Genomic DNA, 11555 nt, shown 5'->3' with positions numbered 1-11555 from the left:
TAAAAACTTTTCTTTGGTTGGGGAGAAAAGCCTTTTTCAGCACTTTATCATTAAAATAGAACACTTTATGATATCGTAAAGGGGGAAAAGCTTGTATAAGAATGATTTATTCATTTTGGTGTATATCTTGGATGTTTTTTGGGGGGGAGGGAGAAAATCGATGTTTGTCGTGTGGGTGTTTTGAGAACTTCTTGTCTCAAAGGCAAATCTTTTGTTGATTATGTTCTTTAATGGAGGAACGCCCTTGACGTAAAACAGAATACCATTGGGGTGCTAATTCACGGGCTTGTTTTAAAGAGACATCTTTTAACACACCCATTTGGCGACGGTGCTCATAAATAGTACAACGTTAAAGCCCCCCATGAAGTGTATAAAATCTATTGAGCTTTCCCATTTTTACGCTTCATAAAGAAGCCAGTATCCTCAGATACTTTGAGTGCCTAATGTTTCGGACAAGACCTTGGGCCTTAGAGACGGTTCATAAAAAGGTATGCCTTTCTTGTACAGTTTTACTCTACATGAGGCTCTCGCTTGTGACATGCAGGCGACAGAGTTTTGATTGATGCAACACGACATGGAACAGATTTAAGATGAGAGAATCTTACGCTATTTAGTCTCTTATTTAACAAAAAAATATAAATTATCATTTATAAATCAATTTATTATATAAATTATAGATGAAAAACTTTGTAGAAATGGGTTCCTTTTCCAAGTGGAGATATTAGTGTCGCTATTGGTTGGGTGTATGGGCGTTTTTATAAAGACTTTTTAAAGACCATGGGCGCTGATAAAGCTGATAAAACGATGCACAAAATATAAAACAGAAAATATAAAAAGAAAAATCATGGATTTTTTGAACCTGTTTTTCTTGTATGCGGGCGGTTATTTTTTGTCAATATCGCATCATGGAGGGTAGTTTTTCTTTTGTGGGGTAAAGTGGTGTTTTGTAGCTGCGGCTAACATTTCTTTCCTTCTGAAATAGATGGCTCAACCACATCGCGAAGGGGAGCCTTGCATCAGAATAATTTGTTCATCTTGACGCATTTCTCGGATAACTTTGTGGGGTAAAATGAGTGCTCTTTTTAAAATATTCATATAACCACGAAAATCGACTCCATCTAAGACAAATAAAATAGGCTTTTGTAGCTTTCGTCAGTAGTAATCATGACGTTTAAAAGGAATTAACAATTATCCTGTCCAATTGCTTTGGATATGGTGTATATGCTATGTGCAAAATTGGTGGTAGGGCGCTTAAGTAGTCTGTTTTTTGCATGTATGATAAGAATATTAAAATATCTCTTCCACATAGGTGTTTAAAACAAAAAAACAAAGTTTCATATTTTTTAGTTGGCCATAGCAAGTGTATTTGAACGATTTTGTGTGCGTGTGTAGAATTGGCTATGAGCGTTCCTTGCTTTTTGAACAATGTCGGTAATTTCTCGTGCTTTCTGTTCTGATATACCAATACTTTGTGCAAGTGTTTCATAATCTTTGTTTGTGATCGCACTACATTCGTTTGATGAGAGACGATGTTCTAAACTGTTTATAAAAGTACGGAGCTCTTGGTATAATTGAGGAGATTGAGACAAGATTTCTCTTTGTTTTTCCGGTGATAAAGCAAAAATATTTTGCAAGTTTTGACTGGGATTCTCTACCGCTTTTCCAAGGCGTTCTTGTTTAATTTTATGGTCTCGAGTGACTATATTATAGGTAGCTTCTACAGTATACACATAATTCTCAATTGCAAGAGAGAACACATCAAGATAATTTCGAGCGTGTACACGTGCCGGATTTTGTAGACCGCATATACTAAAACCTGCAAGAGGAGAAACAGAGTGCGGTGCCTGTTTAATCTGATTAGCAAACTGTCTGCCGAATTCTGGATTTTTAATAATCTCTTCTATCTGTTCGTTTAATACGTTTGCGTCACCATAAACAGTTTTTGCGTAAGCTCGGACTTGCTTTTGAGCTTTGAGAACGTAACTATCTAGCGCAACTGTTTTGGCACATTCACTTTTTGTGAGAGGCGCTAATGTTTCTTTTGGAATAAGCGTGTTTTCAAGCTCTTTGCTGTTGGGGGCGGTAAAGGTAATGATATCACCAGGTTTTAATGTTTTTAATCGTTCTGGTGTGAGATCATCTTTGCTACCAATGATGTAAGTTCCTTGCATATCGAGTATAAAACTTTCTGAATAACAACCTTTATAAGTTCCTATATAGGTTTCTCCTGCCTTTGTTGCCATAACAAGGCGATCATCCACGTTGCGTCCCGTATTGTTTACGTGGTCCATAAATTCTTTTAAAAGACGTATTTTGGGGGGATTGGAGATATCCTCAAAAAGATCTTTCAACAGTTGTGTATTGCTATATTGCATTGCTTCGCTACAGGCAGCCATCATACGTTTTTGTGTGACAAGCGAAAAGTCAAGCTGATGTCCTGCAGCTTTGGCAAGATTTTCAAAAAAGACTTGTTCTGTGTGCTCATTGCCATCTATGAATGGGTGGATTTTGTGAAGAGAATAAAATAGACTCGTTGCTTCCTTGACAAATTCTTCGCGTGTTAAGCCTTGCAAATTGTCTTTTTCGGCAAGCGTTTGATCTAATTTTTGTAAGAGTTCAGGGATTTCTTCACCGGTTGCAAAATTATTGCCCCATTCCATTCTTTTCATTTCTGGCATGGCGGCAATGCTATCGTCTGTAAATGCGAAGGGGATATGGCGCAGATGTCCAGCCCATACAAAGGTATTTTTAAACAATTGTTGGTGGATATGGCATAGATAAGTTGAATTAAAATATTCTGGCAGGGGTTCTGCACGCAGATTGATCATGGCTTTTTGCCTATCATGTGAGCATTTTTCCAGAAAACGTTTTAAATCTGTTTCTCCATATCTATTTTTGAGAATTTGGGTACCAAGATAGATATAATTATGGGGTGAGGGAATCCCTTTTGTTTTTTCTTTTGCTTTGGGCATTGTTACATTCCTTATAATGTTACATTATCTATGAGAGTGTGTTAAACTTTTTGTTTGAAAATCCCCCACGCATATTGTTTTGAGATGTTGAGACTTGGGTGAGGAAAAAATCCCTCAAATTCGTAGGTGTTTTTGAGTGTATCAATCTTTATCTTGGCATTTTTTTCTTTTACTGAGAGAGAATGGTTCATTTGGGTTGTTTTCATGCATATTGTCTTTTAATTTTTTTGTAGAAAAATTTCCCTATAAAAGCGGTGCCTTCAAAAGTTTCCTGATAGGATTCTCAAGGCATAGATATGATTGGTATTTATTATTTGGAGATGAGGAGAGTGCTTTATAAAGAAAATTGGCATTGGTAAGCACAGGCATAATACCATCATTTAAAGACTTTTCCCCATATTTTTCTTGTTGTATCAAGCGGGAATTCCTTCTTTATAGGCTTTTATGAGATAGAATCTCTGCTTTTATCCTTTGATGTTTTTGTTTTGATGCATTGCCTCCATTAGAGGGTGTTTTTTAGTTTTTCTTTTGTGGAGCAAAGCGGTTTTTTGCAGCTGCGGCTAACATTTCTTTTCTTCTAAAATAGATCGCTCGACCACAACGTAAAGGGGGTTGTCCTTGCATCAGAATAATTTGTTCATCTTGACGCATTTCTTGAATAACTTCGTGGGGTAAAATCAGGGCTCTTTGTTGGTAATTGACGTTGTATGAACTCTTTCCTAAAGATAAACCTCTTGATTTGTTTGTTCCGGTTACTTCAACGGTCATTTGGCCACAGCGTTCTGAAATGTCTTTGGCAGTTTGGAGATCTTTAATGGCAGCATAGCTGACAAAGGAACAACTTTCAAACCATGAACGTGCTCCTGCTTCTCCAAAGTGGTTGACCAACTGGCCAGAGGATTGATAGAAGAGCATCAAGGATGTACCGTATTTACGTCCACGGTCGCGGGCTTCTTCTAAAATATTCATATAGCCTAAAAGATCAACTTCATCTAAGACAAATAAAACACGCTTTTTATAGTTACCGTCTGCTGTAACCATGGCATTGAGAAAGGCGCCAATAATCACACGTCCAATAGCTGGATAACTGTTTAAAATGCTTGCGGGGAGATTGAGAAAAACATCTGTATTGCCATTGGTAATATCTGAGGAAAAAAAATCATCTCCGCAGACAAGATCTGCATAATTGGATAAAGAAAGCCATTGGGTGTCTTTTGAGGCGGTGGTATAAACCCCTGAAAAGGTTTGCTCTGCCATTTCTGTAAAAATACCAACCATTTCACGAATAAAAGGAGAAGGTGTTGTTTCTTGAATCATGCGTAATTGATTAACAACAGCTGTTTCTGATTGAGAGAGAATACCACGCAATGTTTTTAAATTGCGCTCGCTGTCTTCATATTCATCAGAAAATACAACATGAGCAAGAAGAGCCGTTAATAGATTATGGGCTTGTGTTGAGAAATATTCCGCTGAAGAATTATCTGATTTTTTATCTGTAAGAAGCAACTTTGAAAAGCTTACAATATTTGCTTCGCGTTGTGTGCGTGGTACGCTGTCATCTAAAAGCCAATCGATGACATTAAAGTTTTTTGTTAACAATGAGTTGGGATCGAGAACAATGACATTTCTATTTCCCATTTTTTGACGCGCAAATTTGACCATTGGGGCAACTTCTGTTGAAGGATCAAGACAAATAATAGACCCTGGATAGGTTAAACACGTGGGAACTACTGTACTTGTTGTTTTATAGCCACCAGAACCAGCAAAAAAGATCATATGAGTTGAACCAAAATCAAGATTAAAGGTTAGCAAAGGGGCTGTTCCACCCTTTCCCCATGTTGTTTTATTGCCAGGTGCAAAGGGAATGTTGCACACATTATCTTGATCGACACGGTATCTTTCACCCACAACAATTTGCCCATTGGCAGGAAAGATTTTTGCTGCTTCTCTTAAATTCATCCAAGCGGCCTCACCAAAAATACCTTTTTTTGCACGCTTGACCTTACTTTTAGGGGGAAGGGTTGTTACGAATTGAATGATGGAAAAAAAAACACCAATGATGATGCCAAAAACAACCATGGGGTCCATGAATTGAAGAGCATAGCCCCATGTTATTCCTTGTTGGCCAACATAGGGACTTAAACGTTTTATTTCACCACCAATATAGTAAAGAGCGGTTGTTCCAAAAAAGACAACGGAGACAAAAGTGATCATTTTACGCAGGTGTAGTTTTTGCGAGAGACTATACAACAATGAAACAGCAGCCGTTAGTGCTAAGACTAATAAAGGCTCAGAACGAAGAGTCCAATAAATTTGATCGCTTTTTAGTCCATTTGTTATAAACAATAAAAAATGAGGGACAAGGAATATCGTTAAAGCACCTAAAGCGATCGGTGTTAAAATGAGTACCATTTGTGTTTTGGTATATTTCATTGTATTTTACTTTCAATTCTGTCAGAATATGTTGCGAAATGCTCTTTTCTAGGTGTGTGATATGAACTCTCATCTCTTTTTGCAAAGGTGCAGATAACGCCAAACAGTTTTCGCTTATGAGCCTTTCTCATTAAGGAGGAAGGTTTTGTCTATTCTTAGCAGGCCATAGCGAATGCTTTGGAACGGTGCATTGTGCATACTTGTGCTTGCTGGTGTACTTCTTTGGTTTGCTTAATAATTTGTGTAATTTGTTTGGCTTTATTTTCTGATACACCAATGCTTTGAGCCAATGTTTCATAATCATTATTTTGAACTGCTTTATGTTCATTTGGTGAGAGACGGGTGTTGATCTTTTTTACAAAGTTGCTGAGCTCTTTTTGACATAAAGGATTTTTTGCTAAAGCTTCTTGTTGTAATTCTTTTGGCAAGGCGAAGAGGTTTTGCAAGCTTTGACTTGGCATTTCTACCATTTTTGCAAGGCGACTTTGTTCTGTTGCATGTTCTTGCGTAATTTCCTTTTCAGCATGTCTCACTGCATGGGCAAAATTTACAACGGCAGTACAGAGCATCTCAAGATGATTTTTAGCGTTTGCACGTGCCTGATTTTGTAGTCCACATAAACTGAAACCGGCAAGATGAGAAATAGAGTGCGGTGCTCTTTCAATCTGGTTGGCGAGCGGTTGGCCTAAGTTTGGATTTTTGATGATTTCTACCATCTGTTTGTCTAATGTTTTTGTACTACCATAAACAATTTTTGACAATTGCTGGACCTGTTTTAGGCTTGCGTGGACACAAGAATCTTCTGCAACCATTTGGGCCGTTTCATTTTCTGTCAAAGGGGCTAATCTTTCTTCTGGAATGAGAATGCTTTCAAGCGCTTTTGTTTTGGGAACGGTAAAAGTAAATCTATCACCGGGTTTTAATGTTTTGAGTTGTTCTGGTGTGAGTTGTTCTTTATTGCCGATGATGTAAGCGCCTTTCACATTGAAAGCAAAGCTATCATAACCAGCACCCCTATAGGTGCCCGTGTAAGTTTCACCTTCTTTTGCAACCATAACAGGACGATCATTAACATTGCGCCCAAGTTCTTTCATGTTGCTCATGAATTCCTTTAAAAGAAGTATTTTATTGGGATTAGAGATATCTTCAAACAGATGTTGCATTGGTTCTAGATCACCATTTTCTGCTACAGCAACACTGGCGAGCATCATGCGTTCTTTTGTAACAAGTGAAAAGTCAAGCTGATGCCCTGCTGCTTGAGCAAGCTTTTCAAAAAAGACCCGTTGTGTACGTCCATTGCCTTCTCTAAAAGGATGAAGTTGGTTAAGGGCGTTAAATAAGCTTATTGCTTCAGCGTTAAATTTCTCACGCGTTAAGCCTTGCAAATTATCTTTTTCGGCAAGCGTTTGATCTAATTTTTGTAAACCGTCTTGGATTTCATCGCCGAGTGCAAAAGGATTTTCCCATCCTGTTCTTTTCATTTCGGGCATAGCGGCTATGGTGCCATCTTCAAATGTAAAGGGGAGATGGCGCATATATCCAGCCCATTCAAAGGTATTTTTAAATAAGTGGTGATGAATAGAGCATAGATAGGAGCTATCAAACTTTTCTGGTAAGGGGGCTTCACGCAAATTAACCATTGCTTCTGCTGTATCATGTGAGCATTTCTCCAGAAAGGATTTTAAGTCTTTTATTCCATATTTATTTTTGAGTGTTGTGGTGTTTGGGTAAACATAATGATGGGGAGAAACTATCTGTATATTTTTTGTCTTTGCTTTTGCTTTTGGCATCGTAGCTTCCTTATAATTTTACGTTGTCCATAAGAGTGTTAAATTCCTCGAGTGAAATATTTCCCTTTGCGTATTCTTCTAAAATTTTGAGTGTTGTAGGATGAAGCGCTATTCCCTCTATCGCATGGGTGCTGATGGCTGCTTCAACGGCTTCACGGCGTTTTTTTAATTCTTCTTCTGTCATCGATAAAAGATTTTCTCTATTTCTGTTTCGTTGGTTTTCATGCATTTTTTCTCTTATTTGCAATTGTTGCTTTAAAAGAGCCTTTGGCAGCCGGTGTGATCTTCTTTTAGTCACCTCCAAAGATGTTTCGTTGTTTGAAGGGATCGTAATAAATTTCTGTGACCTTAAATTTTCCTTCAATCCGTTTGCATTGGATGATGATATCAATCATTGAAATCAACAGGCCTCGAATATCATCACGCTCTAAATCACCACCGCCTTCACTTTCTTTGACCAAAAGGGTCATCTGCTCAAAGGCTGCAAGTGCTGTTGATGCGTGAACCGTCGTAATGGAACCTGGATGGCCTGAATTGACATTGCGGATATAATAAAAGGCTGTACCATCTCGAAGTTCTTGCAAAAGAATACGATCAGGACGCATCCGTAAAGATGATTCAAGTAACTCTTTGGGCCCAACGGAGGCTAAGCCTTGTCCATCTTTTGAATAGAACATTGAGACATGGTTAGGGTGTGGTATCACCAATTCTTGCGTGTCTTCAATGGTGATAATACGCTCTTCTTGAGGGATTTTGGCGATTAATGCTTTTGATAATGTTGTTTTACCCGAACCGGTTTTTCCCGCAATTAAAATATTTTTCTGGCATTCTACAGCTTGATTTAAAAAAGAGACAAAGTCTTTATTACAGTAGGCATTGGCTAATTTATGCTCGATGATTTTGAGTTCATTAAAACGAGAATGATAGTCATTCAAAGGTGTGAAAGAGACCTGTTCACATAACGAGAAGAGGCCTTTCTTGGCGAGCTCTTCGAGAGAAAAACTCTGCGATGACGGTTTGCGAATTGTCATACTAATCGTGTCTTTTTCGACAGCGGGTGGAATGACAATTTGAATACGCTCATTGCCTGGTAGCGTTGCAGATAATATTGGGTTTTTATCCGATATGTTTTGCTTGGAATAGGATGCTACAACTTTCGCAATCCCCATAAGCTCATTAAAAGAGAGCCCCGGTGCTTCTATTGTTTTCCATCCATCAAATCCTTCAGTCATGACTTGATAGGGACGATTGATAACAATTTCAAAGAGTCTCTCATCTTTCAAAAAAGCACTGATGGGTTCAAGTTTTGTGAGAACAATCGCAACGGTTTCATCGCTCATGGTATGTAAGTTTGAGTTCATTCTAAAGTTACCGCCGAATTTTTGTAAAAGTTTCTTGAAACAGCTCGATTGATAATCTGTTTTTTGTTTTCGATGACTTTCAATTTATAAACGCTGGAAAAATCTAAATCGCGGGCGACAAAGATATTCACCATTTCCCCTTGGTTTTTGGATAATGTTGGAGGAATATTGGCGTAATTTTCTACGAGAATGTTTGCGATGTTTTGTCCTGAAGAAATTGTTTCAGTTTCTTCTTTTTCCTGTTTTTTTGATAAACGTTTATTGGCATAGTGTGTTGCATCTTTTATTAGTGAGACAAGAAGCGCAGACCCAATCCTCTCGAGCCAATGGTTATCAATATCTCCATCCATACCAGAACGCCCTAAAGCATCCGTTGCCGGTGAAGCTAAGGATATAATGATACCATTAGGGGTTTTTGCTCTATTCCATAGTACAAAGAGACGTGTTTGGCCTTTTTTCAATCCGGCGCGATATTCACCAACAATTTGGGTGCCTTTATCAAGAAGCACAACACGACCATTGTCTGATAAGATATCTCTGGAGATGATACAACTGGCAAAACCTTGTTGATCACTGTTGATGGCTGTTTCTAAAATACAAGGAATAGAAGTTCCCATCGCGATGATGTAGTTTCGATTGCCAAGGGTTGAAGCACGAATACCTTCAAGCACTGTGGGTTTGAGAAGATGATTAAAACGTTGTGTCGTTTCATCAGGTTTACTTTCAAGTTGGTGAGGCAAAGCACCATTATTTGTTTGTGAATCTATTTTGCCTTGTTGTGTACTTGCATAAGCTAATACAGGAGCACGTTGTGCTGCCTCCAGCAGTGAGTCATCAGAATTTAATTGATTGATGTTTGGTGTTGGTAGCTCGACTTTTGGTAATAGAGCGTTATTTCGTTGAGGCTGTTCAAAGGGAGGAGGGGTAGGCTTTGCAGGATGAAAAAGCTCTGTTTGTTTTATAACTTTTCCTTCTTTTGAAGATTCAATTGGTTGCTTTTTGTCTGTAACAAGTGTTGAATAGGCTAAATAAAGACAGACACTGAAAAGAATAATAAGAGCAATAGCTTTCCCCACATTGTTCTGTTGACTTTTCCCTTGAGCATTTTTTATTGTATCGCGATCATTAATGCTTTTTTCATCCACGGTGTTATTCATGGCTGCTTCCTAGGTTCACTTTACGTTGTACAGATGGTGATGTCGTACCTGTTTCAGGATTAATTCCTTTTGGTACGAACCTTTTGTTAAAGATGCACAATACTTCATTCCCACGTCGTAGCGTGAATTGTGCAGCTGTTGCATGAACAATAACCTTGTTGCCTTTAATCGATTTGGGAATAAGCGCTTCTTGCCCATCAGGCGATACAATGTAAATGGCAGGGATTTCAATGTTGCCTAAAAAGGTAAAGGTTGTTGTTTTCCCATTATCATAGACAGAAGCAGGTTCAATAAGGGATGAGCCTTGAGCTTCATAAGCCCAATTGCGTGGTCCAAAATCTTCATGGATATTTAAAATATCATTGACAAAGTTTTCTTCACGTTGTTTTTCTCTTTCTGCTTCGGCTAATTTCTTACGTAAGGCTTCATCTTCTGGATAACGAAACTTTACTAAGAAATACGTCTCATTGCCGGCTGAAACATCGCCTTCACGGACTTGTAGCTCGAATTGATAAGAGCGTTGTGTTCCATCTTGGCGGCTTGTGACAATTTGTAAATTTGTCACAGGCTGGACTTCACGTGGTTTGAGAAAAACAAAGTGTCCAGCCGGTGCAACTTGCCAAGCAACCGAATTTCCAATTCCTACATAGGTTACTTCTTCATCAACGGCAAATTCTAGTTGAACCGAAGAGCGAATGGAGCCAATGATTTGTACGACGTTGTAGGGGTCATAATTGACAAATCTGATGCGGTTATCTTTACGTGCACTGACAGGCGCTGTTTCTGCAAGTGAGAGAACTGTGTGAAAGCTGACAGTGATCGTAAAAATTAAAGAGATTGTTTGTAAAAGTCTGATCATTTTATCACCTCTGGATCAGATCTATATTCCGATACTTGAAAACCAAGAGGGTTGATAAGACGATCAGACGTTGAAATGTGTGCGTTCACGTAGGAAAAATTTAAGATTGAAATCCAATGGGAAATATTTTCTTTTTCATTCAAGTCTCTGATCGTTTTATAGTAACGAACTTGGATAAGATCTTTACTTATAAAAGAGATTGATTTGATTGTGACCGTAGCAATCATGTTATGATAAATATTTTGCGGACTTTCTGGATTATTGCCCGCGTACCATTTTGCAAAACGGTTTTGTTCTTTTGGAGAAGATAAAAGAGAGATTAAGCGAAAATTGTTTTCTGCTTCTGATGCTTGAAAACCTTCACGAGCGCGAACGTATTGGCTGGCAAAATAACGCGTTATCGCTTCATCATAGTCGTTAGGGGATTCTTTTAGGGCGCTTACAGTATCAATAATGCCTGTTGAGTTATCAACGCGGATAACAAAAGGTTCTACCGTTTTCAAAGGCGTCAAAGCTGCGACAGCTAAAGCCAGCGCAATTGTCATCAATCCAAAAAGCACTGTTAAAGCCATGGAGATTTTCATCCGCACGCGCATGCTATGCATGCGATCAATGTCAAATGAGCGCGCTTCTTTTATATATTCTTCAAGGGCATCACTTTTCACGCATAACCTCCACAGTTTTATCAGATCGTGCTTCATGAATAACCGGCTTTAATAAAGCTGAATTGGCTGTTATTTTTTCACTTTCCAAAGTATTGAGAATGATGGGAGTGGTAACAGGCTTTACACTCTTTTCTGGGTAGACAATGTTTTTATTGTCCCAATTCCACTTATCTTTATTTAAAGCGCGTGTATGTTTGCCATTACAGCGTGGTGGTTTTTTAGGGCCACTCAAAGAGGCACAACCAGTAAGAGCGATTGTTAGGACCATAACAAAAGTTATTTTTCGTTTCATTTTTTGAACTCACAAATATCTTGGAA

The 11555-nt window shown here is 38.4% G+C and carries 9 protein-coding genes and 2 pseudogenes; all 11 read right to left on the bottom strand.

Annotated elements, in window-relative coordinates:
• Positions 1–208: 208 nt before the first annotated feature.
• Positions 209–328: pseudogene (locus ACFIO5_RS05580) on the bottom strand (integrase); the annotation flags it as partial.
• Positions 329–903: 575 nt separating this feature from the next.
• Positions 904–1095, bottom strand: a pseudogene (locus ACFIO5_RS05575) (type IV secretory system conjugative DNA transfer family protein); the annotation flags it as partial.
• 248 nt (positions 1096–1343) lie between these two features.
• Complete coding sequence (locus tag ACFIO5_RS05570; RefSeq protein ID WP_375683518.1) at positions 1344–2972, bottom strand: BID domain-containing T4SS effector; 1629 nt, start codon at positions 2970–2972, stop codon at positions 1344–1346.
• Positions 2973–3488: 516 nt separating this feature from the next.
• Positions 3489–5405: a Ti-type conjugative transfer system protein TraG gene (traG, locus tag ACFIO5_RS05565; RefSeq protein WP_375634755.1), complete on the bottom strand. Its 1917-nt coding sequence runs from the start codon at positions 5403–5405 to the stop codon at positions 3489–3491.
• A gap of 155 nt (positions 5406–5560) precedes the next feature.
• Positions 5561–7195 (bottom strand): BID domain-containing T4SS effector, encoded by a 1635-nt coding sequence (locus ACFIO5_RS05560; protein ID WP_375705145.1) that lies wholly within the window; start codon positions 7193–7195, stop codon positions 5561–5563.
• 10 nt (positions 7196–7205) lie between these two features.
• On the bottom strand, positions 7206–7424 hold the full coding sequence (locus tag ACFIO5_RS05555; RefSeq protein WP_375634756.1) for an antitoxin VbhA family protein: 219 nt from the start codon (positions 7422–7424) through the stop codon (positions 7206–7208).
• Between the two features lie 61 nt (positions 7425–7485).
• Entirely contained in the window at positions 7486–8556 is a 1071-nt protein-coding gene (gene virB11 / locus ACFIO5_RS05550; RefSeq protein WP_375705144.1) for a P-type DNA transfer ATPase VirB11, read from the bottom strand.
• Positions 8553–9713, bottom strand: coding sequence for a type IV secretion system protein VirB10 (virB10, locus tag ACFIO5_RS05545; RefSeq protein ID WP_375612191.1), 1161 nt, complete (start codon positions 9711–9713; stop codon positions 8553–8555). The genes virB11 and virB10 overlap by 4 nt, the downstream gene beginning before the upstream one ends.
• Positions 9706–10572 (bottom strand): P-type conjugative transfer protein VirB9, encoded by an 867-nt coding sequence (gene virB9, locus ACFIO5_RS05540; protein WP_375618280.1) that lies wholly within the window; start codon positions 10570–10572, stop codon positions 9706–9708. Before virB9 ends, virB10 begins: the two co-directional genes overlap by 8 nt.
• The gene (locus tag ACFIO5_RS05535) at positions 10569–11273 is read right to left on the bottom strand and encodes a VirB8 family type IV secretion system protein (protein ID WP_375618279.1); all 705 of its coding nucleotides are present in this window, start codon (positions 11271–11273) and stop codon (positions 10569–10571) included. The genes virB9 and ACFIO5_RS05535 overlap by 4 nt, the downstream gene beginning before the upstream one ends.
• Positions 11227–11529 (bottom strand): type IV secretion system protein VirB7, encoded by a 303-nt coding sequence (locus ACFIO5_RS05530; protein WP_375701206.1) that lies wholly within the window; start codon positions 11527–11529, stop codon positions 11227–11229. The genes ACFIO5_RS05535 and ACFIO5_RS05530 overlap by 47 nt, the downstream gene beginning before the upstream one ends.
• Positions 11530–11555: the final 26 nt, after the last annotated feature.

This window comes from Bartonella sp. AA86SXKL (assembly GCF_042196885.1).
Note: the sequence above shows the minus strand (reverse complement) of the source record. Positions and strands in the feature narration are given on the sequence as shown.

Bases quoted from the DNA above. Each gene is read 5' to 3' on its own strand.
- ACFIO5_RS05570 (WP_375683518.1), bottom strand. From the start codon at position 2,972: ATGCCCAAAGCAAAAGAAAAAACAAAAGGGATTCCCTCACCCCATAAT.
- traG (WP_375634755.1), bottom strand. From the start codon at position 5,405: ATGAAATATACCAAAACACAAATGGTACTCATTTTAACACCGATCGCT.
- ACFIO5_RS05560 (WP_375705145.1), bottom strand. From the start codon at position 7,195: ATGCCAAAAGCAAAAGCAAAGACAAAAAATATACAGATAGTTTCTCCC.
- ACFIO5_RS05555 (WP_375634756.1), bottom strand. From the start codon at position 7,424: ATGCATGAAAACCAACGAAACAGAAATAGAGAAAATCTTTTATCGATG.
- virB11 (WP_375705144.1), bottom strand. From the start codon at position 8,556: ATGAACTCAAACTTACATACCATGAGCGATGAAACCGTTGCGATTGTT.
- virB10 (WP_375612191.1), bottom strand. From the start codon at position 9,713: ATGAATAACACCGTGGATGAAAAAAGCATTAATGATCGCGATACAATA.
- virB9 (WP_375618280.1), bottom strand. From the start codon at position 10,572: ATGATCAGACTTTTACAAACAATCTCTTTAATTTTTACGATCACTGTC.
- ACFIO5_RS05535 (WP_375618279.1), bottom strand. From the start codon at position 11,273: ATGAAGCACGATCTGATAAAACTGTGGAGGTTATGCGTGAAAAGTGAT.
- ACFIO5_RS05530 (WP_375701206.1), bottom strand. From the start codon at position 11,529: ATGAAACGAAAAATAACTTTTGTTATGGTCCTAACAATCGCTCTTACT.